The 23,348-nt window shown below is 68.2% G+C and carries 20 protein-coding genes; 4 read left to right on the top strand and 16 right to left on the bottom strand.

The annotated features are described in order from the left end of the window. Positions 1–5 precede the first annotated feature (5 nt). From VIK36_RS01845 to VIK36_RS01835, 3 genes are read right to left on the bottom strand one after another with little or no spacing between them, the layout of a single operon-like run. Positions 6–971, bottom strand: coding sequence for an alpha/beta hydrolase (locus tag VIK36_RS01845; protein WP_255174132.1), 966 nt, complete (start codon positions 969–971; stop codon positions 6–8). Further along, the gene (locus VIK36_RS01840) at positions 968–1,960 is read right to left on the bottom strand and encodes an alpha/beta hydrolase (RefSeq protein WP_255174131.1); all 993 of its coding nucleotides are present in this window, start codon (positions 1,958–1,960) and stop codon (positions 968–970) included. Before VIK36_RS01840 ends, VIK36_RS01845 begins: the two co-directional genes overlap by 4 nt. After that, on the bottom strand, positions 1,957–4,656 hold the full coding sequence (locus VIK36_RS01835; protein ID WP_324643869.1) for an alpha-L-rhamnosidase: 2,700 nt from the start codon (positions 4,654–4,656) through the stop codon (positions 1,957–1,959). Before VIK36_RS01835 ends, VIK36_RS01840 begins: the two co-directional genes overlap by 4 nt. Positions 4,657–4,816: 160 nt before the next feature. Here VIK36_RS01835 and VIK36_RS01830 point away from each other — a divergent pair, with 160 nt between their 5' ends. Then, positions 4,817–5,647, top strand: a complete 831-nt coding sequence (locus tag VIK36_RS01830; RefSeq protein WP_255174129.1) for an IclR family transcriptional regulator — start codon at positions 4,817–4,819, stop codon at positions 5,645–5,647. Positions 5,648–5,653: 6 nt separating this feature from the next. Here VIK36_RS01830 and VIK36_RS01825 read toward each other — a convergent pair whose 3' ends face one another. The 8 genes from VIK36_RS01825 to VIK36_RS01790 all read right to left on the bottom strand — a co-directional run bounded on the left by VIK36_RS01825 (position 5,654) and on the right by VIK36_RS01790 (position 17,138). Next, complete coding sequence (locus VIK36_RS01825; protein WP_324643868.1) at positions 5,654–6,802, bottom strand: cation:proton antiporter; 1,149 nt, start codon at positions 6,800–6,802, stop codon at positions 5,654–5,656. Between the two features lie 167 nt (positions 6,803–6,969). After that, the gene (locus VIK36_RS01820; protein ID WP_324643867.1) at positions 6,970–8,457 is read right to left on the bottom strand and encodes a glycoside hydrolase family 43 protein; all 1,488 of its coding nucleotides are present in this window, start codon (positions 8,455–8,457) and stop codon (positions 6,970–6,972) included. Positions 8,458–8,535: 78 nt separating this feature from the next. Continuing rightward, entirely contained in the window at positions 8,536–9,000 is a 465-nt protein-coding gene (locus VIK36_RS01815; RefSeq protein ID WP_224024363.1) for a phage tail protein, read from the bottom strand. A gap of 128 nt (positions 9,001–9,128) precedes the next feature. Then, positions 9,129–11,423 (bottom strand): family 78 glycoside hydrolase catalytic domain, encoded by a 2,295-nt coding sequence (locus tag VIK36_RS01810; RefSeq protein ID WP_324643866.1) that lies wholly within the window; start codon positions 11,421–11,423, stop codon positions 9,129–9,131. A 37-nt stretch (positions 11,424–11,460) separates the two neighbouring features. After that, positions 11,461–12,465 (bottom strand): ABC transporter ATP-binding protein, encoded by a 1,005-nt coding sequence (locus tag VIK36_RS01805; protein ID WP_324643865.1) that lies wholly within the window; start codon positions 12,463–12,465, stop codon positions 11,461–11,463. Continuing rightward, on the bottom strand, positions 12,462–14,555 hold the full coding sequence (locus VIK36_RS01800; RefSeq protein WP_420716242.1) for a dipeptide/oligopeptide/nickel ABC transporter permease/ATP-binding protein: 2,094 nt from the start codon (positions 14,553–14,555) through the stop codon (positions 12,462–12,464). Before VIK36_RS01800 ends, VIK36_RS01805 begins: the two co-directional genes overlap by 4 nt. An 8-nt stretch (positions 14,556–14,563) precedes the next feature. Next, positions 14,564–15,517 (bottom strand): ABC transporter permease, encoded by a 954-nt coding sequence (locus VIK36_RS01795; protein ID WP_324643863.1) that lies wholly within the window; start codon positions 15,515–15,517, stop codon positions 14,564–14,566. A 64-nt stretch (positions 15,518–15,581) separates the two neighbouring features. Then, complete coding sequence (locus VIK36_RS01790; RefSeq protein WP_324643862.1) at positions 15,582–17,138, bottom strand: ABC transporter substrate-binding protein; 1,557 nt, start codon at positions 17,136–17,138, stop codon at positions 15,582–15,584. A gap of 218 nt (positions 17,139–17,356) precedes the next feature. Here VIK36_RS01790 and VIK36_RS01785 point away from each other — a divergent pair, with 218 nt between their 5' ends. Further along, positions 17,357–18,616 (top strand): glycoside hydrolase family 1 protein, encoded by a 1,260-nt coding sequence (locus tag VIK36_RS01785; protein ID WP_324643861.1) that lies wholly within the window; start codon positions 17,357–17,359, stop codon positions 18,614–18,616. A 52-nt stretch (positions 18,617–18,668) separates the two neighbouring features. On the opposite strand, the gene VIK36_RS01780 is transcribed toward VIK36_RS01785, so the two are convergent. Then, positions 18,669–19,499, bottom strand: coding sequence for a nucleoside hydrolase (locus VIK36_RS01780; RefSeq protein WP_324643860.1), 831 nt, complete (start codon positions 19,497–19,499; stop codon positions 18,669–18,671). A gap of 214 nt (positions 19,500–19,713) precedes the next feature. On the opposite strand from VIK36_RS01780, the gene VIK36_RS01775 reads away from it, so the two are divergent. Then, complete coding sequence (locus VIK36_RS01775; protein ID WP_324645349.1) at positions 19,714–20,595, top strand: isoprenylcysteine carboxylmethyltransferase family protein; 882 nt, start codon at positions 19,714–19,716, stop codon at positions 20,593–20,595. On the opposite strand, the gene VIK36_RS01770 is transcribed toward VIK36_RS01775, so the two are convergent. The 3 genes from VIK36_RS01770 to VIK36_RS01760 form a co-directional block, all read right to left on the bottom strand. Further along, a complete protein-coding gene (locus VIK36_RS01770; protein WP_324643859.1) occupies positions 20,592–21,029 on the bottom strand; it encodes a universal stress protein in 438 nt (145 codons plus the stop codon). The two genes, VIK36_RS01775 and VIK36_RS01770, sit on opposite strands and share 4 nt — an antisense overlap. A gap of 39 nt (positions 21,030–21,068) precedes the next feature. Beyond that, positions 21,069–21,353 carry a hypothetical protein gene (locus VIK36_RS01765; protein ID WP_159634125.1) on the bottom strand — a complete coding sequence of 95 codons (285 nt, stop codon included), beginning with the start codon at positions 21,351–21,353 and terminating at the stop codon, positions 21,069–21,071. A 67-nt stretch (positions 21,354–21,420) separates the two neighbouring features. Beyond that, a complete protein-coding gene (locus VIK36_RS01760) occupies positions 21,421–22,164 on the bottom strand; it encodes an ATP-binding cassette domain-containing protein (protein WP_324643858.1) in 744 nt (247 codons plus the stop codon). Positions 22,165–22,270: 106 nt separating this feature from the next. Here VIK36_RS01760 and VIK36_RS01755 point away from each other — a divergent pair, with 106 nt between their 5' ends. Continuing rightward, positions 22,271–22,576 (top strand): hypothetical protein, encoded by a 306-nt coding sequence (locus VIK36_RS01755; RefSeq protein ID WP_324643857.1) that lies wholly within the window; start codon positions 22,271–22,273, stop codon positions 22,574–22,576. Here the strand turns inward: VIK36_RS01755 and VIK36_RS01750 are convergent. Next, entirely contained in the window at positions 22,561–23,313 is a 753-nt protein-coding gene (locus VIK36_RS01750; protein WP_324643856.1) for a GAF and ANTAR domain-containing protein, read from the bottom strand. The two genes, VIK36_RS01755 and VIK36_RS01750, sit on opposite strands and share 16 nt — an antisense overlap. Positions 23,314–23,348: the final 35 nt, after the last annotated feature.

Here is a 23,348-nt window from a genome sequence, read left to right as displayed (position 1 = left end):
CGCGATTAAGGCCTCCGCACCGCCGCCAGCTCGCCCGCCAGGAAGTCCAGGGCCGCCTGGCCCTCCGGCAGCCCGGCCGTGTGGTTGAGGTGGCCGTGTACTGCGCCCTCGGCAAGGAAGTAGGACACCGGAACCCCTGCCCGCTCCAATGCCGAGGCAAACTGCTCGGTTGAGCCGCGGGCGTCGTCGTACTCGCAGGCAAGCAAAGCGGTGGGCGGAAGTCCGGCAGGATCCGCGTAGCCGGGCATGGCATAGGACGGTGCCATGCTGACCGGACCGCCCACGTAGTTCTCCGCCGTCCGGATGCAGTCCTCCAGCGTGAACCGCAGGTGCCGCGGCAGCCCGGCCATGACCTCTTCGTCCAGTCCTCCCGCCGGCGGCGGGAGTTCGGCATCCAGGAAGGGATAGGCCAGCAGGAGTTTCGCGGGCAGTGGCTTGCCGGCGTCGATCAGGTAGAGCGCGGCGCCCACGGCGAGGTTGCCGCCGGCACCGGCACCGCCCAGGCAGAGCAGGTCCGGATCCAGGCGCAGTGATTCGGCGTTCTTCCGCGCCCAGAACCAACCGGCCAGGGCGTCATCATGCGGGATGGGAAAGGACACGCCATTACGCGCCAGGCGGTAGTCCACGGACAGCACCGGCGTCCCCTGGGCCGCGAGCACCCGTGCCAGGTAATCCGATTCGGGGATGTCCACGCTCCCGCTGACGAAGCCGCCACCGTGCAGCCACACCAGGGCAGGGCTGCCGGCAGCGGCGGCCTCCCCGTAGATCCGGATGGCCACCGGCCCGTGCCGGCCATCCGCCGTCACCGTGCGGATGGGAACGTCGGGGCCCGGCGAGCGCACGGCGTCCGGGTTGAGGAACTTCGGGCCTTCCGGCGTGGCCAGGTACTCCGCGAAACCGGCCGCAGTCTCCCCCTGGGCGCTCCGGGAGAGCCCCGGGGACCCTGCGGCTGGTTCTGTCCGGGATGTCATGGAGTTCCCAGCTTCCGTGAAAAGTAATCGACGGCGGCGGCCAGGATGGTGTCCAGCTGGTCCTCGGCGCCGAAGAAGCAGTGGTCGCCGCCCTTGATGGTCACCACCTCATGTTCCACGTTGGCCTTGGCGAGCGCGGCGGCCAGGAGGTCGGTCTGCGAGTGCGGGACCAAGCCATCCGAATCGCCGTGGACCAGGAGGAACGGTGCGGCGTCAGCCGTCACGTAGCTGACGGGACTGGCCGCGGCCAGCAGTTCGGGATCATCCGAGCCGCCCACCAGCATGTTCTCCGGCTGCAATGACCTTCCGGGCGGGACAGCGGCGGTCAGGGCCGGGGGAAAGAGTTCGTCAGGAATGTTGATGGGCGGGATGTCCACCAGCGAGGAAACGCCGTAGAAATCGACGACGGCGCTGACGCTGCTTGGGTGCCCCTGCACACCGAGACCGCCATCCAGGTCGCCGCGGTTGCCGGTGAGTCCCAAGAGCGCCACCAGATGGCCGCCGGCGGATTCGCCCCAGGCGCCAAACCGGTCCGGGTCGATGTTCAGGTCACCGGCGAATTCGCGGAGGTAGCGGACCGCGGCCTTGATGTCGTGGAGCTGTGCCGGGAACGGGGCTTCCAGGGAGTGCCGGTAGTCCACCGTGGCGCAGGCAATGCCGGCCTGGTTAAGCAGCCGGAACACGGAGTCGGGCGCGAAGGTGGGCGGCAGTTCCCGGCGGTCGCCCAGCTGGAACGCGCCGCCGTGCACCCAGAGGACCAGCGGCGTGGGCCCGGTTGCGTTGCGGGGCAGCCAGATGTCCAGCTTCAGCGGCCGGAACCCGATGGCCTTGGCGTAGGTGAGCTCACGGTGCACCGATGAGGCGTCCGAGACGTGCTCAGGGGTTCCCGGCGCATCGAAGACGGGCATCGGCGGAACCTCCCTGCCTCCAGGCCGGGAAGTTTCAGGGCGCGACGGGTCCATTACGTCGGTAGCGTTGTCCACTGTCATAGTGTGCTCCTCATCAGTTCAGGTTGTGCGGTGTCCCGGCCGGTTGCGGCAAGGAAAGTATGGTGTCCGGGCCCGACGACGGCGGCCGGTTCACCGGGCAGCCTTACCTCCGCGGTGGTGCCGGAGGGGATCGTGGCGGTGAGCGTCAGCACGGCGCCGTCGGTAGCCCAATGCACTTCGATCAGGCCGCGCGGCCCCTGGTGGGAGGTGGTGGCGGCGGTGAGTCCGGCCCCCGGCCGGGGCTCGATGACGATCCGTTCCCAGCCCGCACTGCCGTGGGCCTGCCGCAGGCCGGCGGTGAAGCGGTGCAGGAAGGACACCACCGCGCCCTTGCTGTAGTGGTTGAGCGACTGGTGCGCAATGCCGTTGGCATCGATGCCGTTCCACAGCTCCCACATGGTGGTGGCGCCCCGGTCCACCATGGTGAGCCAGGACGGTTCGGAGTCCTGCATGAGCAGTTCGTAGGCGAGGTCCAGCTCGCCGTTGTCCGCCAGGACCGGAAGCAGGTAGGGCGTGGCCAGGAAGCCCGTGCCCAGGTGCGTGCCGGCGTCCCGGATCAGTCCTGCGAGCTGCGCGGTCACGGTGGCGCGGTGTTCCGGGCTGACCAGGTCAAAGGCCAGGGCGCGGACGCAGTTGGCCTGGCTGGCTTGGGTCACGTGGCCGTCTGCGTGAAGGTATTCCGTTTCCCAGGCGTTCCCGATGTTCGCCGAGAGTTCCGCCAGCGCAACGGCTTCCCCGGCGAACCCCAGCACCCTGGCGATGCGTGCCATCAGGTCCGTGGTGTGCCGGTAGTAGGCGGTGGCCACGATCCCCTGGTCGGCGCTGCGGGCAGCGAACAGGTCAGGTTCCGGCCCGCCCGGTTCCATCCATTCGCCAAAGTGGAAGCCGGTGTCCCACAGGTACTGCTCGTGCGGTGCAGGGGTGGTGCGTGCGGCGGCCCGGGCGGCATGCCGCTGTGTCTCGGCAGTGGTGCGGACAAAGCGCAGCCAGCGCTGCATGGCCTCCCAGTTTTCGGCGAGGATCCCGGCGTCCCCGGACGCGACGTAGGCCTCCCACGGCACCAACACGATCGCGTCGCCCCAGCCGGCGGACCCGTTGGTGAAGCCCATGAACTCAGCCGAGGTGACAGCAGGCCCGGGCGAAGGCGAAATGTTGGCGATGACGCCGTTCTCCCACTGATCGGCTCGGACGTCGCGGAGCCATTTCCGGGAGAATCCGGTGACGTCGAACAGGTACGCGGCGGTGGGGATGAACAGCTGCCAGTCCCCGGTCCAGCCGGCCTTTTCGCGCTGAGGACAGTCGGTGGGGACCTCGCAGGAGTTATCCAGGAAGCTCCATTCGACGACGTCATGAAGCTTGTTCAGCCGGGCGTCGCTGCAGCTGAAGGCGCCGATCCGTTCCAGGTCCGTCCGGACCAGGCAGCCGGAGATTTCCGCCGGCGGCAGGTCCATGGCGAGGCCCTGGACCGAGACGAACTGGAACCCGTGCGTGGTGTGCCGGGGCTCGAAGACCTCGCCCGGGGCGCCGGAGGCGATGACGGTGTCCACCTGGCCGGCATCAAGAAAGGCACCGGGCGTCCGGAAGTCGAAGGGACGCAGGTGGTCCCGGGTGACATCGCCGTCGTCGCCGAGCGATTCGCCGTATTCCAGCGTGACGGTTTCGCCCGGGGCACCCAACTGAGACAGCCGGACCCAGCCGTGGATGTTCTGGCCGAAGTCCACCACCTGGTGGCCGTTGGACAGGCGGGTGATGGATACCGGCGCCAGGTCCCGCGTCACCCGGGTGGGAGGGGCGAGGGGCCCGGTGAGCTCCGTAAAGCCGCCGGGACAGACGACGGCGGGACGCACCCCGGGTGACGTGACTGCGGACAGTGCGCTCCCGCCGTCGTGCATCCGGAAGTCAACCCGCTGGCCCGCCATGAGGTCGGCGCTGGTGATCTCCGTTGCGGACACCAGCCAGGAGCCGTCGGTGCCGATGGTCTGCCGGCCGGCAGCTGACTCCACCTCGAGCTGCGCCAGGAAGGCTGTGCGCGTGCCGTACATGCCGGCGTCGCGCGTGTACCCGAAGGTGCCGCGGTACCAGCCGTCGGTGAGGACGGCGCGGACGGTGTTGCTGCCCCCGCGGAGCAGGTCCGTGACGTCGTGGGCCTGGACCTGGAGCGTGGTGTTGTAGCTGGTGGAGCCGGGGGTGAGCTGCTGGTCGCCCACGCGGCGGCCGTTGATGAAGAGTTCGTAGATGCCGTGGGCGGTGGCGTACGCGCGGGCCTTCTGCGGGGCTGCCTCGAGCGTGAAGGTTTTGGTGAAGGCGTAGCCGGGGCGTTCCCCCGCCGCCGGGATCTCCGGTTCGTCAGCGCCGATCCACTGCGCTGTCCAGTCGGTGGCATGCAGGAGACCCAGTTCAACCGGCATCGGCTGGGACCAACCGGTCGCTGTTTCGGCGCCGTCTTCGCCGGTGTTCCAAGTGCGGACGCGCCACTCGAACCGGCTGCGGGAGTCCAGCGCGGGGCCGGTGTACGGGATGCCGCTGCACGCGGCTGATTCCTGCCGGCCCGTGTCCCAGCCGTTGCCGGCGGTGATCCGGTAGGCCGTCTGGCTGTTGGTGCCGGCGGGCGGCGTCCAGCCCAGCCGGGGTGCGGTGACGGTCAGGCCCAGCGCCTCAGGCAGGTGTTCGGCCCGAAGCCGGGTGGGGGCGCTCATGCGGCGGGACTCCTGAAGTGCGGTTGCTGGGAGTTCCAGCATCGCGTTCCGTCATTTCCCCTCGACAGGGAGCTTCCAATGGTTGGAATAGTATTGTGGTTCAGCTCACCACTTTCCCCGTGGGCCACAGGATCTGCCGACGGCGCTAGGAACCACTGCCATGACTGCCACTCCGGACACGGACACCCCGCCTGCCCGCGGAAAGCGGCCCAAACAAGGCGAACCGGTCATCGACCGGGCACTGAGCCTGCTCGCCGTTTTCTCCGACCGGCGCCGGGCCCTGACCCTCTCCGAACTGGCCCGCCACGCGGACATGCCTGCCCCCACGGCGCTGCGGCTGATTGCCCGGCTGGTGGCGTGGGGTGCCCTGGAAAGACTCGACGACGGCCGGTACGTCGTGGGGGTCCGGCTGTGGGAAGTGGCATCCCTCTCTCCGCGCGGGCACGGCGTGCGGGAAATTGCCCTCCCCTACCTTGAGGACCTGTTCGAGGTCACCCGGCACCACGTGCTGCTGGCGGTCCGGGACAACGAGGAGGCAGTGCTGATCGAACGCCTCTCCGGGAAGGACGCCACCGAGGTGGCATACCGGGTGGGCGGCCGTGCGCCGCTGAGGTCCACCGCCATCGGCCTGGTGCTGCTCGCCGGGGCGGACCAGCAGTTCCAGGAGGCCATCCTGAAGCGCCCGCCGGAAAACGAGCCCGGCGTGCCCGAGATGCCCGAAGGCCAGCTGCGGCGGACCCTGTCCGACGTGCGGCGGACCGGCATCGCCATGATCCGACGGACCGTCCCGTCCCGCACCGTATCCGTGGCCTCCCCCATCTTCGACGCCCAGGGCGCCGTGGTGGCGTCGCTGTCCATCGTGGTTCCGGACGGTGCAACTCCGCCCAACGTCCTTGCCCCGGCGGTCCGCGCCGCCGCCCGCGCCGTGTCCCGCAACCTGGGCTTCCAGGCGCAGGCGAGCACCGGCGTATGGACCCACTCCCGGGGGTAGCGCCGGCTACGCCGGTGCCTCGGCGTTCCGCGCAAAGGTGCGGGCAGCACGTGAACCTGCCGCGGCGCTGGCCCCAATGGTGATGAGGGCGCCCAGGATCAACGCCGAGGCTTCCCCCGGTTCCAGCAGGTCCAGTTGGGAGCCGATGGTGGCCGCGGCAACCGGCACGCCCAGCTGGGATGCCGACAGGACGGCGAGGGGCAGCGGCTGGCCCAGCAGGCGCAGGCTTCCGTGCACCAGGAGGGTCCCCGCTCCAAGGCAGACCCCGAGGAGCACCATGGCGGGGGTGCCGGCGAGCGCGCGCAGGTCCAGCGATGCGCCCAGCCAGACGAAGAACAATGGCCCCAGGAAGCCGTCACTGACCGCAAAGAGCTGGTGTGCCAGCCGGCGGGGTTCCCCCACTGCCGCCACCACCAGTCCAAAGGAGAATCCGGCGAGCATGACGGACACGTGGCCCGCCACGGCAAGCCCGGACAGCGCGAAGAGCAAGGCAAGCTGGATCCGCAGTTCCAGGGCGAACTTCCGTTCCTCGGACACGTCGTGCACCCGCCCGCGGGTGCCAGTGACTTCCAGCCAGCGAAGCACGAAGAACAACACCACCGAACACGCCGCGACTGCGGTCGCCCCGATGGCTGCCCTCGGTGCGTTGGGCGGGTCGACGGCCAGTGGAAGCGCCACAATGCAGGCGATATCGGCCACCGCCACCTGCGCCGTCGTCGTCAGGACCTTCGGCCCCGCCAGCCGCAGGGAATCAACAATGGGCAGCACAAGGGCAGCTGACGAGGACGCGAGCAGCACGATGTAAAGCGGCGCATGTCGGGTTCCGAAGGCGAAGGCAATGACGGTTCCTGCGGCCGCCGCGAGGGCTGCGGCGATGGCGGCCCGCAGCGCGCCGCCGCCCAGGGCGGGACGGATGGCCCGGTCCCGCACGGGCACATGCGTTCCGGCGACAAACATGATGAGCGCGAAACCAACGTCGGCCACAAACGTAAATGTGGGATCTGCGGAATCAACCAGGCCCAGGCCGGTGCGCCCGATGGCGATGCCTGCCAGGAGCTGCCCAAGGACTGTGGGAAGGTTCCATTTCCTGGGGAATGCCAGCAGCGGTCCGAGGAGCGCGACGGCCGCGATCAGCGAAAGCTGGAAGAAGGACATCTTCCTCCTCTCGCCGGCTCAGCGGTTGACGTGTCGCGGCAACCTGGTGCGTCGGCCAGTCTAAGCCGGATGGGGGCGTTCCGCCGGTCAGGATGGCTGACGGAGGTCCTGGTTTGCCCGGGTCCTTGTTTTCCGCCGTCGCCATGTCCCGGCATGGACCCCGGAGGTCAGTCCTCGCCGCGGTAGGACAGGCCGCGGACCAGGACCTCGCCGTCCACAGCAAAGACGCCAAAAGCCCTGCCGGTGAAGGCCTTGGCAGTTTCGAAGGCCCAGTGCCGTCCGTCCAGTTCGGTGAGCAGTTCCCCTTCGGCGCTGCAGCCGGGCCCTGAGCCGCGGACCAGCAGGCGGATCCTGTCGCCGCCCACGGCTCCAGCGCGGAAGTCCGACGGCGGCGGGCTGGCCTCGACTGCCAGTTCAACGTCCCCGGACGGAACAGTTGCTTCCCAGGTGCAGTCAAAGCCCGCGACCACGGCACGTGCCGTGATCCTGACGGCGTCGCCGTCCTGGCGGGCCTCGATGCCGAACCAGTTGTCCTCGGCGTTCCGCACGGCGATGCCGCCCGCGCCGGAGCCGACGTCCAGCACGGCCCTGAATTCCATCGCGAGGTGGCGCTGGCGTTGGGCGACGAAACAAGGCCTGGGCGACCCCATGGTGCTGCCTTCGCCCCTGAGCAGAAGCCCTTTGGAGGTGGGTGCCGAGAACTCAGCGGGCGTCCTGCGGACACCGATCCATCGCGGATCCTCCAGCCCGGCACCGTTGCTGAAGTCGTACTCAAGCTGCTCCGGCGGCGTCACGCCGGGCTGGGGCATCCGGGCGTGCGGCCAGCCGTCAATCCAGTCCACGGTGGTCAGGAACGTCTCACGGCCCAGCGGTGAGAATGACCTCGCCAGCCCCACCGGGCGGACACCCAGAAGGACCATGGCTGTTCCGCCGTCGGGAAGCTCAACGAGGTCTGCGTGCCCGGTGTTCTGGACGGGCGAGCCGGTTCCCGCGGCGGTGAGGAGGGGATTGTGCGGAGCGGATTCGAACGGGCCGTCCGGCCGCCGCGACCGTGCCACGGTCACAGCGTGACCCCTGTCCGTGCCGCCCTCGGCTGCCAGCAAATACCACCAATCACCGCGCCGGTAAAGGTGCGGGCCTTCGGGTGAATACAGCCCGCTGCCGGACCACAGTGGCCGCGGCTTCTCGAGCGCTTCTCCGGTGGCGAGGTCCACCCGCACCTGCTGGATCGCGTCCGGGTGGCGGGCAAAGGTCACGTACGCAGTCCCGTCGTCGTCCCAGGCGAGGTCCGGGTCGATGCCGTCCACCGCCCCGATGACCGTCCCGTCGCTCCATGGCCCGGCGGGATCAGCGGCCGTGAAAACAACGCAACCGCGCCCACCGAGGAACACGGAGACGATCAGGTAGAACACGCCGTCCCGGTAGCGGAGGGTCGGCGCCCAGACGCCGCCGGGCGTGGGGACATGGGCAATCCGGACCTGCGCCTCCCGCGTGGCCACATGGCCCACCAGCTGCCAGCCTTCCAGATCCGGGCTGTGATGGACCGGCAGGCCCGGCAGGTATTCGAAGGACGATGTGACCAGGTAATAGCCGTCCGGCGTGCGGACGATGCTCGGATCCGGATTGAAGCCGGCAAGGATGGGGTTGGCGTGCATCCAGCCATCCTGCCCCGCGGAGGCACCCGCAGCGGGACCCGGTTTCAATCGTTGGAACGCGTTCTTCGGCGCTCCCGCCTAGTACTGGCCCTTGATAACAAAGTAGGAGCCGCGGATGGTGCCGGCGAGCTTGGACTTCTGCCGGGCAAACTTGAAGCTGGACGCCAGTTCCTCCGGGACCTCCATGCCGTCGGACAGCTTGAAGCCGACGGCCCGCTTGCCGCCCTCTTCAAGGCTGTACATGACATTGATGGACAGCCCGGACTCGTAGAACACGTACGCCATCCGCAGCCCGTCCACCTCAAAGGAGGACACCTCAAGGGGCTTGGACGCGATCACCAGGTTCCGCTCCGTGGACAGGATGTTGGTGATGTACTGCAGCGTCTCCGGGTCGTCTTCGGCCGGAGTGACGGTGAAGTCGTGGTCGTATTTGTTCTTGTAATAGCGCGCCTCGTTCGCGCGCAGCCCCGCCAGCGCCTCCGCCACCGGTGACGATTCCAGGCCGGTGGTGGAGACGTTCTTGAAATCCACGGTGTACGGCATGTGTCCTCCTGGGTTTGGTCCTGTGGCACATCGTTGCAGATCAGCGCCCCTGTTGCATCCGGCACCGCAGGACCCGCCTCACAGGATCCGGACGCCGCCGTGGCTGTGGACCATCGCCTGTGGGCCTATCAGCGGCTCGCCTGGTAATCGAGCGCAGGTGCCGGCGCGCAGGCAAAATGGTGCTCCCCGCCCTCAACCGTGCGCCGCGCTCCGTCCGGAAGCACGACGTCGGCCGCCACCCCGTCAGGGACGGTCGCCTCGAGCCGGAACTCCCCGCCGTCGGACGTCCAACCCACGCGGACCTCGCCGTGCGGGGTCTTCAGGGACGTCCTGGCCCAGTTGATCCCCTCCCCCGGCTGCGGCTGGATCAGCACGCGCGCGTAGCCAGGTTCGGCCGGACGGATGCCCCCAATGGCCTTGTGCATCCAGTCCGCCACAGCGCCCAGGGCGTAATGGTTGAAGCTGGTCATCTGCCCGGGGTTGATGGTGCCGTCCGGGAGCATGGAATCCCAGCGTTCCCAGACGGTGGTGGCACCCATGGTGACCGGGTACAGCCAGGACGGGCAGCCCTCCTCCAGCAGGAGGCGGTAGGCCTCATCCACGTGGCCGGTGTCGGTGAGCGCGTGGGTGATGAACGGGGTCCCGGCGAACCCGGTGGACACCCGGTAGCCGTTGTCCCGCACCAGCTCCGCGAGGCGGTTCCCGGCGAACTCCCGCAGTTCCGGCGTCAACAGGACGTCGAAGGAGATGGCCAGGGCGTAGACGGTGGTGCAGTCGCTGCGGATGGTGCCGCCGGGCGCCACGTAGTGTTCAGCGAAGGCAGCCCGCACTCGGTCCGCGAGCGCGTTGAAGTGGGCCTCGTCGTCGTGCTTTCCCAGCAGCCCGGCCGCCTGCGCGGTGAGGCGCGCGGTGCGGTACATGCAGGCGGTGGCCACGACGGCGGTATCCGCCTTGGCAGCCCATGGCTGGTCCGGTGCGGCGTCGGGGTCCAGCCAGTCACCGAACTGGAAGCCGGAGTCCCACAACCCAGCAGGGGACAGCAGGCCCTCCACGCGGCGGGTGTGCGCGGCCATTGATTCGTACTGGTTCCGCAAAACGCCGAGGTCACCGTATGCCTCCCAGAGCGCCCACGGCACCAAGACCGAGGCCTCGCTCCACAGCGCCGAGGACTCGGGCGACGGAAATTCCGGCGGCTGCGGGCAGTACTTCAGGACGTCCGGCACGGTGATCGGCACCAGCCCATCCTGCGCCTTCTGCTCCGCGGCGAGGTCCAGCAGCCAGTCCTGCAGGAAGCCCTTGACGTCGTAGAGGTAGGCGGCGGTGGGGGCGAAAACGGCGATGTCACCGGTCCAGCCGAGCCGCTCGTCGCGCTGCGGGCAGTCCGTGGGCAGGTCCAGGAAATTGCCCCGCAGCCCCCAGACGATGTTGCGGTGCAGCTGGTTGACCAGCTCGTTTGAGCACTCGAAGGTACCGATGCGCTCCAGGTCGGAATGGACCACCACGGCTTCCAGGTCCTCCTCCGTGAGCTCCCCGGGCCAGCCGGTGATCTCGGCATAGCGGAAGCCGTGGAAGGTCTTGGTGGGTTCGAAAAGGTCCTTGCCGCCGGAGAGGACGAACGTATCCTCGGCCTTTGCAGAGCGCAGCGGCCGGACGCCCAGTTCCCCGTTTTCCAGCACCTCGGCATGCCGGACGGTGATGGCCTGTCCGGCCTCCCCCTGGACGGTGAACCGGAGCCAGCCCACCAGGTTCTGGCCGAAGTCCACCAGGGTCCTGCCGGAAGGCGAGGTAAAGACTTCGGCGGGACGGACGACGCCGGCACGCACCACGGGCGGGCCCACCGGCTCAGCCAGCCGGTCGGCGTCGAACGCGAGGGTACGCACGCCGGTCCAGTTGGCGTCGGGGGCGAAGCCCGGCTCCGCCCAGCCGTGGACAGCGTTCCGGGCGTCGATGGTCTGCCCGTCGTACAGGTCGTTGAAGGTGGTGGCCGACGGGCCGGCCTGCCAGCTGGCGCCGGTGCCGACGGACTGGACGTGGCCATCGTCGAACTCGATGTCCAGCTGGCCCAGGAAGCCCAGTTCGCTGCCATACAGGTTGGACATGCCGTGCCACGCCAGCCTGCCGCGGTACCAGCCGTTGCCGAGCTCCGCACCAATGACGGTGCGGGGTCCCACCAGGGCGGTGACGTCGTAGGTGCGGTACCGGAGCCGCCACTCGTAGGAGCTCCAGCCCGGGCTCAGGACATCCTCCCCCACTGGCGTGCCGTTGATGCAGGCCTCGTAGATGCCGAGGGCGGTGGCGCGCAGCGTCGCCTTCACCACGTCGCCGTGGCCCTCCTCAAGCCGGAATTCCTTGCGGAGGCGCGGGGCGCCGTCGAAGTCCTGACCGGGGGTGATCATGGCGGCAAGCCAGGGTGTGGAAGTCATTGATGAGATGATCCGTTCTGAAGTGGAGGCAAAGGTACTAGGCGTAATGGCAGGCGACGTCGGCCGTGCCCACCCGGCGCAGCGCCGGCCGTTCGGTGGCGCACAGTTCGGTGGCCAGGGGGCAGCGGAGCCGGAAGGGGCAGCCGCCGGGCCCGGGGACCGCAGCCGCTCCTGAGCGGACGCCCAGCGATTCGCGGGCTTCGCGGCGTTCCGCCTGTTCCGCCGGCCGGGGCACCGGGGATGCTGCCACGAGGGCCTGGGTGAAGGGGTGCTGCGGGTTTTCCGTGACGGCGGCGGCCGGTCCGCTTTCCATGACCTGGCCGCGGTAGAGCACCACTACGCGCTGTGCCAGGAACTGGACCACGGCGATGTCGTGGGCGATGAAGAGGTAGCTGAGGCCGCGTTCGTCGCGGAGGTCGGCCAGGAGGTTGAGGACCTGGGCCTGGGTGGATAGGTCCAGGGCGCTGACGGCTTCGTCGCAGACCACCAGCTGGGGGTCGCAGATCAGGGCGCGGGCCACGGAGATGCGCTGGCGCTGGCCGCCGGAGAACTGGCTGGGGTACCGGTCCACGGCTTCGCGGGGCAGGCCGACGCGTTCCAGCATGTCCTCGGCCTTTACCCGGGCCTCCGCAGCGGCGGTGCCGCGCAGGCGCAGGGGTTCGGCCAGGGAGGTGCCGATGGTGTTCCGGGGGTTCAGGGAGGAGTTGGGGTCCTGGAAGACGGCCCGCAGTTCCCCGCCCAGGTCCCGGCGCTGGGCCGCGGTAGCGGAGGTGATGTCCTTGCCCTGGTAGCTGATGGTGCCGCCGGAAACTTTCTGCAGGCCGAGGATTGCCTTGCCGATGGTGGACTTTCCGGAGCCGGATTCCCCCACCAGGCCCACGGTCTCCCCGGGGGCGATAGTGAAGCTGACGCGGTCGACGGCGGCAGGCGCGGCGGCTGCCTTCCGTCCCCGGCCGTAGCGGACCACCAGGTCCTTGACCTCGAGCATGGGGACGGCGGTGGCCGGCGTGGAACCGGCGCGCTCCGTGACTGCGGTGCTCATGCCATGTCCTTTTCGGTGAGTAGCGTCTGTTTGGGGGTGACCTCGAGCAGGCGGGAGGCCGGGATGTCCGTGGCCAGCCAGTCCATGCCTTCGACGGCGAGCTGGTCCGCCTTCACGCACCGCACCAGGCCTTCTCCTGCGCCGGAGGGCAGCAGCGGGACGGGTTCGAGGCAGGCGGAGCCGGCAAACTGGCAGCGGGCAGCGAACCGGCACCCGGAGGGCCAGTCCTTGGGCTGCGGGACCTGGCCGCTGATGGTGGCAAGCCGCTCGGGCATGCTGTCCGCGTGATTGGCGTGCGGGTCCGCGGCCAGCAGGGCCAGTGTGTAGGGGTGGCGGGGGCTGTCCAGGATGGCTGCGGTCCTGCCGTTTTCCACCACCTGCCCGGCGTACATCACAGCCACCTGGTCGCAGATGTCCGCCACCACGCCGAGGTCGTGGGTGACCATGACCACGGACATGCCGGTGTCCTTCACCAGTGCACGGAGCAGGGACAGGATTTCGGCCTGGACCGTGACGTCCAGGGCAGTGGTGGGTTCGTCCGCCACCAGCAGTTTGGGTTTGCCGGACAGCGCGAGGGCGATGGCCACACGCTGTGCCATGCCGCCGCTGATCTGGTGCGGATAGGTCTTTAGGATCCGGGCAGCGTCAACGATGCCCACCTTCTCCAGCAGGCTGAGTGCTTCCTTGCGGGCCTCGGCCTTGCCCATTCCGCGGAGCCGGCGGATGGTGGCGGTGAGCTGGTAGCCAACGGTGAACATCGGGTCCAGGGCGCGCATGGGTTCCTGGCTGATCAGGGCGATCTCGCGGCCGCGGACGGATTCCATGTCCTTGTCCGTCGTGGCGGCAAGGTTCCTGCCGTTCCAGAGGATTTGTCCGCCGGTGACGGAAACGCCGGAGGGCAGCAGTCCGAGCAGGGACAGCGCAGTCATGGTCTTGCCGCAGCCGGACTCCCCCACCAGGCCCAGGACCGTGCCCTGTCCGACGTCGAACGAGACATCAGTGACGAGGCGGACGCCGGTGCCAGCACCTGAACTGTCGACGCCGACCGAGAGGTTGCGGACGCTGAGCGTCCCCTTGGCCGTTTCCCCACCGGGGGCGCCGTCCTTCGTGGCATGAACGGGGGCGGCGGCGATGGCGGCGACAGCCTTGGCCCGTTGCCGGCGTGCGGCGGCCGAGGGCAGGTGCGGCGCGGCGGCGTTGGGGGCCTTGCCCAGGGCATTGCCGATGGCATTGGCCGACAGGACCGTGAGCGCCAGGACGGCACCGGTGGGGACCATCATCCAAGGGGCGTCGTAGACATGCTGGGAGGCGCCCTGGATCATTCCGCCCCAGCTGGGCTGCGGGATGGGCGGCCCGAAGCCGATGAAGGCCAGGCCGGCCTGGATGAGCATGCCCACGGCGAAGATGAGTGCCGCCTGGACCACGATGGTGTTGGCAAGCCCGGGCAGGACGTGGCGGAGGCTGATGCGCAGCGGGCTGACGCCATCCACCTTTGCCGCGTCCACATAGAGCTGGGACTGCAGGGACTTGGCCTGGCCCAGGATCACCCGGTAGACACCGGCGGACATCAGGACGCCCAGGATGGCCATGACCACGGGGATGTTGGTTCCCACCGCGCCAATCACGGCCAGGATGATCACCGTTCCGGGCAGGGACATCATGACCTCGGTGACCCGGCTGATCACGGCTTCGGTTCGTTCCCCGGCGCCGGCGGCAAGCATGGCCAGGACGGTGCCCAGTCCGACGCCGACAATCACCGTGAGCATTGAGGTCCCCAGGGTTCCGGCCGCAGCGGCGAAGATGCGGCTGAGGATGTCGCGGCCCAGTTCATCCGTTCCGAGCCAGTGCGCGGCGGTGGGGCCGGAGAGGACGGCAGTGAAGTCCTGGTCCTCGGTTTTGAACGGCAGCCACAGCGGTGCGGTCAGGGACGCGGTGACCAGCGCGGCGAGCCAGGCGAGGCCGGCCACGGCGCCGGGCGAGGTGAACAGCCGGTGCCGGGAAAATTTGGTGATGGCCGCCCTGCCGGCGTTGCGAGCGGGGTCCGCTGCCGCCGTCGTGGTTTCTGCCTGGTCTGCGGGTGCCGGAGCCATTGAAGGGATCATGAGGCACGCAACTTCGGGTCGAGGAACTTGGTGGCCAACTCCAGCACCAGGTTAACGGCAACCACCACCACGGTGGCGATGACCACCACGCCCTGGACTGCGGGGGCATCATGGGTGCTGACCGAGGTCTGGACGGCCTGGCCCAGGCCGGGCATGGCGAACAGCTGCTCAGCAATGACGGAGCCGCCGAACAGGCCGATGAACTGCAGGGCAATGCCGGCCACGATGGGCAGGCTGGCGTACCGCAGGGCGTGGACGTAGAGGATCTTCCAGGTGGGGGTGGCCGTGGCTCGCAGCGTGCGGATGTGTTCCTGCTGCAGCGCCTCCAGCATGGAGGCCCTGGTCTGGCGGGCAATGAAGGCGGCACCGCCCACGGCAAGGGTGATCACCGGCAGCGCCAGGGACAGGGCCCAGTCCTGCGGCGAGACGTCGAACGGCACGTAGCCGGTGGCCGGGAAGATGGAGGACTGGACGGCGAAAAGGTAGACGAAGAGGACGCCCACCCAGAACGCCGGCAGGGCGACCAGGAGTCCAACGAAGCCGCCGATGGCCTGGTCCAGCAGTCCCCCGCGGACCGCCGCCGTGACGCCCAGGGCGATGCCGAGGACGGCGCTGAGGATGGTGGCGCCGGCGGCAAGCGAGGCGGTGACGGGAAGCCGGCTCGCCAAGTCGGCGCTGACCGAACGGCCGTCGATGAGCGAGATGCCCAGGTCGCCCTGGACCGCGGAACCGAGCCAGGTGAAGAACTGCGTGGGGAGCGGGTCGTTCCAGCCCAGCCTCTGGTTAACCTCGTCGATGGCCTCCTGGGAGGCGCCGGCGCCGAGGGACACGGCCCCGGGGCTGCCAGGCATTGCGTGCACCAGCAGGAATGCCAGCACCGCAACCACCAGCACGGTGGCCAGCGCCATCAGCAGGCGCTTAGTGATGAATAGTGCCATGGTGACCTCCATCGGTCAGGCCCGTCCCGCCGGGCGCTCCCCGTGGTGGGGAGGGGCCGGCGGGACGGTGCGGGTGCTAGCTGGCCGGGGTGTAGGACGAGAGGAGCGGGTAGGCGTTGGTGCCGGCAAACTTCACCGGGGCTACCTTCTTGGTGTTGTAGCCCTGGTTGGTGAGCGCCTCGTACAGCGGGATCATCCAGCCGGACTCCACCAGGCGGGTGTTCAGCTTGGTGGCGGCTGCCTTGACGGCGGCGTCGTCCTTGGCCGCGGCCAGTTCGCCGGTGGCGGCGCTGAGCTGCGCATCGGTGGCCTTCTGGACGTTGGTGAAGCCGTTGAGGACGACGCCGTACATGACGCCGACCGGGTTGTCCCAGTTCAGCGGCGCGTAGCCCAGGGGCGTGGTGGCAACGGCGGCGAAGGCTTCGTCGGTGGAAGCGGCCATCTTCACTTTCATGGTGATGCCGACGGCGGCGAGGTCCTTCTGGACGGCCTGCAGGTCCGTTTGGGTCTGCGCGCTGGCGATGATGGTGAACTCGAAGCCGTTGGGATAGCCGGCTTCGGCCAGCAGGCTCTTGGCCTTGTCCGGGTTGTACGCGAATGTGGTTTCGAGGTCCTTGGTGAAGCCGGCCGAATCCTTGGGCAGGGCGTTCCATGCAGGGACGTCGCCCTTGTGCAGGGCATCCACCAGGGCCTGGCGGTTGATGGCGTACTGAATGGCCTGGCGGACCTTTTCCTGGGCGAACGCCGGTGCGGTCTTGCCAATCTTGTCGAAGGAGATCATGGTGTTGACGGTGCCGCCGATCTGGGTGACCCCGACGCCCTTCGACTTGGCGAAGTCCACCGTGTTCGAGGTCAGCATCGCCACGTCCGCCTGGCCGGACAAGAGGGCGTTGGCCCGGGCCTGCGGATCCTGGACCACGCTGAAGACCACCTTCTTGTAGGCGTACTTGGCTGCGTCGGCGCTCTTGTCGTTCTTCACCATCACGTACTTGTTGCCCTTCACGGTGGAGGGGTCCAGGGTGTACGGGCCGGAACCGTCAGGCGTCGCCGACAGGCTGGCGGTGTCCGTGACACCGTTCTTGCCCACGATCATGCCGGTGGTGGAGGCCAGGTTCTTTTCAAATCCCGGCTGCGGCTTGGCGAACGTCAGGGACACCTGGGTGGGGCTCACCACGTCCACCGAGGTGATTTCCTGCGCGCCGCCCTTGGCGACGGCCGAGTACGCGCTTAGTGCGGGATCGGAGCGGCGGTCCAGGTTGGCCTTGACCAGTGCCGCATCGAGCTTCGAGCCGTCCGTGAAGGTGATGTCGTCCTTGAGGTTGAGCGTCAGGACGGTGTTGTCCGCGTTGTAGCTGAAGTCCTTGGCCAGGCCGGGGCCCGTGGAGCCGTCCGGCTGGAGGGTCATCAGGCTGTCGTAGAGGCCCTCGAAGAACTGGCGTTGCGCTGCGGAGACGCGCAGCGGGTCGTAGCCGAAGGAGGCCGAGTCGCTGTCGATAGCCAGCGTGATGCTGCTGGTGTCGGCTTTGGCGGAGGCCTGGCTGGATCCGCCGCCGCAGGCGGCCAGGGAGCCGATCAGCAGGGCACCGGTCAGGACGGCAGCGCTGCCGCGTGCGGTGGTGGTCAAGAGTTTCATGTGGTGCGCCTTCGCATTCTTCTATGACTGCAACGGAAAGAAATCAGCGGGGCCGGAGGTGCCCGGCTCCTTTCAAGAATCAGCCGGGGCTGCCTGCACCAAACATGACAATGTCATTGATTGAAAAGGTATTGTGGCGGCGGTCACGCGGCCGGACAGGATGGATGCAGGCAGCGAGGCCTGGGACGCCGAGCGCGTCCATCACGAAAGGAACCCCTATGACCAACCCGTTTCCGCAGGACTTCCTATGGGGTGTGGCCACCGCAGGCCACCAGGTGGAAGGCAACAACGTCAACAGCGATATCTGGTTCCTGGAACATCTTCCGGGCACCATCTTTGCGGAGCCCTCGGGGGACGCCGTGGACCACTACCACCGGTTTCGGGAGGACATCGCGCTGATCGCCGGGCTTGGTTTCACGAGCTATCGCTTCTCCCTGGAGTGGGCCCGGATCGAGCCGGAAGAGGGCCACTTCTCGGTGGCCGAACTGGAGCACTACAAGCGGGTGCTGGAGGCATGCCACGAACACGGCCTCACCCCGGTGGTCACCTTCCACCACTTCACGTCGCCACTCTGGCTGCTGCGGTCGGGCGGCTGGGAGGGCGAACGCACACCGGAGCTTTTCGCACGGTACTGCGACCGCGTGATGGCGCACTTGGGTGACCTCGTCGGCGTCGCCTGCACCCTGAACGAGCCCAACCTTCCGTGGCTGCTGGAATCGTTCGGCATCGGCGGCGAAGCGCCGGAAAACCGCGGCACGGTCCCCATGTGGGCAGCCGCCGCGGAGCGCCTTGGCGTCGACGCCAGCACGGTGGCTCCGTTCCAGTTCTGCTCCACGGAGGCGGGCTTTAACGTCAAACTGGCCGCGCACCGGGCCGCCACTGCAGCGATCAAGGCGCACCGCCCGGAGCTGCAGGTGGGCTGGACCCTGGCCAACTCGGACATCCAGGCCATCCCGGGCGGTGAGGAGATCGCGGACCGGGTGCGCCGCGACGTCAACGAGCGCTTCCTGGAAGCGTCCCGCGGCGATGACTTCGTGGGCATCCAGACCTACGGGCGCACCGTGTACGGCCCGGACGGCCATACGCCGGCGCCGGAGGGCGTGCCCACCAACCAGATGGGTGAGGAGATCTACCCCCAGGGCCTGGAAGCGACCATCCGGGAGGCCCGGCGCATTGCCGGCACCCCGGTGATCGTCACCGAGAACGGGATGGCCACGGAAGATGACACCCAGCGCCTGGCCTACCTCCAGGCAGCGGTCGACGGCGTTGCCTCCTGCCTTGCCGACGGCATCGACGTGCGGGGGTACATCGCCTGGACGGCGTTCGACAACTTCGAGTGGATCTTCGGTTACCGGCCCAAGTTCGGCCTGATCGCCGTCGACCGCTCCACCCAGGAACGCACGCCCAAGGACAGCGCACGCTGGCTGGGCAACTTCGCCAGGGAACACGCCCAGGCGGGGGCGCCGCAGCCCGCCTGACAACAGCGAACGGCCCGGACCTCCCTTGGAGGTCCGGGCTTGTCCTTGCCTGCTACTGATGCAGCCGCAGCTTCGCGAGGAAGTCCGCCATGATCAACCGTGCATCCACCGAGGTGTAGGTCCGGCGGGAGGGCTGGGTGCCCGTTTCCGTGAAGGTGGACGTGACGTCGTCGAGCCCGGTCACCACCAGGGGTGCACTGTCGCCCAGGCACCACAACGGCCCGCATTTCACGAAATCCGGTACCTCCAGGTTGTTGAAGAGCTCCCACAGCCACGCGCCGGCCGGCCCTGAGTTCCTGAAGGCATGATCGAGTTCAGCCACAGGGGCAACCACCTGCCGGTACGTCTCCGCCGGGAACTGCCAGACGGCCAACTCTTGGTTTCCCAGCACAAAGTCCGCGGCGGCGGGATCCGTGAAGTAGTTGTACTCCTCCCCGTTCGCCGCGGCCCCGCCCACCCACGCGAGGGTGAGGGAAAGGGCGACGGCGGGATCCAGCAGGAGCGCATCGGCCACGTTGGTGAGCGGGCCGGCACAGACAAGGATCAGGGGCAGCTCTCCTCCGGCCGCCACGGCGTCCACAATGGCACGGGCAGCCGCATTGTCCCGGGCTTGCCCGGTGAAGGGGGCATCGGACCCGGCCTGCACGTCTGACACTTCCGGCCGCTTCAGTACCCGCAGCAAACCGGCCGCGAGGTCCGCGCCCCTTTGCGCCATGCCCCCGGGCGGTCCAAACATCGGGTTGGTCAATGAACTGGTGACCGCCACGATGTTGTTGGCGGGCGACAACGCATGGTGGGCCAGGGCCGCCAGCCCGTCCGGGTCCCCTGCCCAGTCGTTGTCGATTATCACGCGGCACCGGGGCTCGACCCGAATCATGTCCATGCTGGTCCTTTCACAGGTCCGGGGATTCAGCCGGTGAGTGATCCCTCCCCCAGGCCGGCAGACAGTCCCGGCTCAACAGGTAGTCTCAGGAACAAGTCTTGCTGCCAGACACGCCGGAGGGTTGGCAGCTTTCATTCACTGGAACGATTCGGGGGGATCCGTGCCACGCTTGGCCCAAGGGGATTTGGCCTGGTGGGGCCGGGCGTATTTTGCCCTGCAGGCAGTGGCTGGCGGCCTCTGGTGGGTCGCTGTTTTCCTATCGCCCGGGATTCGCCGGACCACCCTCGGCGGACTCGACCCCGTCCTCACCGCCACCTTCGACGTTCCCCTTTTTGTTGTTGCCTCCGCTGCCGCGGCCGCCGGAGTACGGACAGCCGCCGTCGTCAGCACCTCGTGGACCGTCCTCGTCACCGCCGCCCTGGCCGTCTATGCCACCGCCACGGCCCAGGCAGGCCTGGGTGTGCTGGCCATGGGGGCTGCAACCTCAGGTACAGCCGCTGCGCTCTGCCTTGTCCTGCTGGGGCGCATCCCCACCGAGTGGATTGTGCGCGGCCCCTTCGCTTTCCGGCAGGCCCGCAGCCGCCCACGACCGGGACGCCACATGGCCGGAACGCTCGCGCAGATCATGGTGTTCTGGGGTTTCTTCCTGGGCCTTGTTCCGCCCATCCTGGGTTTCCTTGAACAGCGCTGGGGCTTGTCCCTGGCCTTTCCCCCGTTGGCAGTTCCGGCCGGTACCGCCATCCTGGTCCTGGCGAGCGGCCTGGGGATTTGGTCGGCGGTGGTGATGTCCACCCTGGGAGATGGAACGCCATTGCCGTCGGCCATGCCCAACCGCCTGGTGATCGCCGGGCCCTACCGGTGGATCCGGAACCCGATGGCGGTGGCAGGCATAGTGCAGGGAGCCGCGGTGGGCCTGCTGCTGCAGTCGTGGCTCGTGGTGGCCTATGCAGTCCTGGGCTCCCTGGTATGGAACTATGCGGTCCGGCCCTTGGAAGAAGCAGACCTCGCGGAGCGGTTCGGTGCCGAGTTCCAGCACTACCGCGAAGCGGTGCGCTGCTGGGTCCCCACGTTCCGTGGAGCCCGCCGCACGCCTTAGTCGGAGCTGGGTTCGCGGATCACCAGCACCGGACAGTGCGCGTGGTGGATGGTCTGGTGGGACACGGAGCCGAGCAGCATCCCGGTGAATCCGCCGTGGCCGCGCGAACCGACCGCCACCAGGTCCGCATCCCGGGAAGCGTCAATAAGCGCCGACGCCGGATTCCCCTCCACGATGCGCCCGGTAATGGTTACACCCCGGTCCTTGACCCGCTCGAGCTCCGCTTCCAGGATGGCCTGGGCGTCCTTCTCGAAGATCTCGTAGTCCCAGGAAGTGCCCATGGCATCACTGACGTAGGGGAAGCTCCAGGCCGTCAATGCCCGGACCTCACCCTTGTGCAGCCTGGACTCCTCGACCGCCCAATCCATGGCTGCCTTGGACTGGTCTGACCCGTCCACGCCCACCACTATCCTGAAACTTCCGTTGCCGGCCACCGTTTCCCTTTCTCCTGTTGTGAAGTTCTTCCGGCGGGACTAGGCCTGGCCCGCTGCGGTCCCCTGCGCAGGCACGGCCACCGTCGAATGCTCCGCCTTGGCGGCCTGGTGCGGATTCCCTGCTTCCTTCGCGCAGTGCAGGCAGCAGTAGATGCCGGCCTCGCTTTCAACGGCGTGGCCCAGGATCCGGCAGCCGCAGTGCTCGCACGCCGGAGCCATCATGTGGATGGCGCATTCGAAGCTGTCGAATGTTCCGGTCTGGTTCCCCATACTGACGGTGAACATGCGGCCCTCACTGCTGCCGCAGACGTCACATGCGCCCATGGTCCTTGCCTCCTGTTGTGTTTCCTGCCCCAGACACTCAAGTTGACTGCCTGGGCGGGTTTGCTGCCTAGGGGCGAAGGTCCCCCGGGGCTATGTGGCGGAGGTAGCGTTCGGGCGAGTCCATGAACCGCCGCCAGTTCGTGACGAGCTCCAGTTCCGCCCAGGCCCGGGGCCGTAATCCCCAGGGCCCCACTTCGAGGATCGAGGCCCCGGGAAGGGCCGCCAGCAGCCGGGAATGCGTGGACATCACCACCTGGGATCCTCCGTCGGCAAGCAGTTCCTTCAGGACGGACAGCAGGCTCAGGCAGCCCGAGAAGGACAGGGCGGATTCCGGTTCGTCGAGGACCCACAGCCCAGGACCGTTGAAGCGGTCGGCTGCCAGCTGCAGGAAGGACTCTCCGTGGGACATGTCATGGAACGGAATGTCCGGGAGGGCTGTGCTGGGGTTCTGCTCCAGGTACGTGTAGAACCCGTGCATCGTCTCAGCCCTCAGGAAGTACCCCCGCCGGGTGGCACCGGCGTTCCGGATCAGCTGCAGGTGGTCGCCCAGGACTGATTCGCTGCGGCGCGTGGCATGCCGTGCGCCTGTGGAGCCACCCTCTGGAGACAGCCCGCAGGCGAGCGCAAGGGCTTCCACCAGCGTGGATTTCCCCGACCCGTCCTCGCCGACCAGGATGGTGGCCGGCCCCAGGTCGAGTCCCTGGTCAAGGACCTGGGACACCGGTGGCAGCACGGCCGGCCAGAGAGCCCGGTCCAGAACGTTCCCGGGATCCTCTGCCAGCCGCCGGACGGGGTAAGTGCGCAGAGGCATGGACCCATTCTTGCAGGCAAAAAAAGTTTCGAACCTTTTCCCATCCACCTGCTCCGCCGCTCCGAAAGCAAAGTGTAGGAGTATAGCCAATCGCGAGGACGGGACGATGGATGCCGTGGACCAGCAGGCCCTGACCGGTGCTGTCATCAAGGAACACCGGCTTGACCTGGCCCAGTTGTGGCTGGAGTTCGTAGCGCTGGGTGGCGATGCCTCCGAGCAGCTCATCCGCGACTATTGCGACGGCCAGGGGACCCTTTCGCCGAAGGAGCGGGACGCGCTGGCCCAGGCCGTCAATGAACACTGCGCCGCCGAAGGCCTGCCGCTGCGGGCCCCCCTCAGCAACTCCCATTTGTTCCTTCTCCGGCCGGAGCGGCATGACCCGGAGCGGAAGGACCCCTACTCGTCGAAGTAGGTGAAGGTCTCCGCGGCGCCGGCCACGGATGCGACCACGGCCGCGGCAACCTCGCGGAGCTTCATGTTCCTGCTGTTGGACGCGTCCCGCAGCAGCTTGAAGGCGGCCGCCTGGGTGCAGCGGTTCTGCGCCATGATGGCCCCCGTTGCCAGGTCGATTACCGTGCGGGTCTGCATGGCCGCACTCATGCCGTCCCTTGTCTCCTCCAGCTTCAGCATCCGCAGGGCAAGCTTCAGGCCCTTGGACGCCTGGCGCACAAAGGCCTCCGCGGCGTGGACGCCGTCGCCGCCGGAGGCAACGGGCTCTGAGCAGTAGAACGTCAGGACGCCCCGGGCGTCCCCCTCCAGCACGGCCGGGACACTCAGCACCGAAAGGATTCCCTGCCGCCGGAGCGCCTTGACGTACTCCGGCCACCGCTGCTCCCGCCGCAGGTCACCCACCAGGACCGTGCCTCCGCTGCCCATGGCAGTCAGTCCCGGACCGTCACCGTACTTGGACTCCAGCGGGGTTATGAGCGCCCCACCCGGCCGGCTGCTGGCGGTCGCTGCGGGTTTCTTGGGACGCAGCACCGTAATTTCACACGAACACTCATGGTCCCGAGAGCCGAGCCGCGAGGCAGCATACTCCGCCAGGTCATGGAGGAACGCCTCCACCTCCTGGTTCTGCAGGAACGAATCCTGGAGATGCAGGGCAACGTCTGCGAAGTCCCTGTATTCAGGGACGCCGGCGTTCAGCACGGGTCTTACCTCCGGACAATGGTTAAACGCCACAG

It is taken from the genome of Pseudarthrobacter sp. LT1 (genome assembly GCF_035621795.1).
Lineage (GTDB): Bacteria > Actinomycetota > Actinomycetes > Actinomycetales > Micrococcaceae > Arthrobacter.
This window is presented reverse-complemented; position numbering and strand designations above follow the sequence as displayed.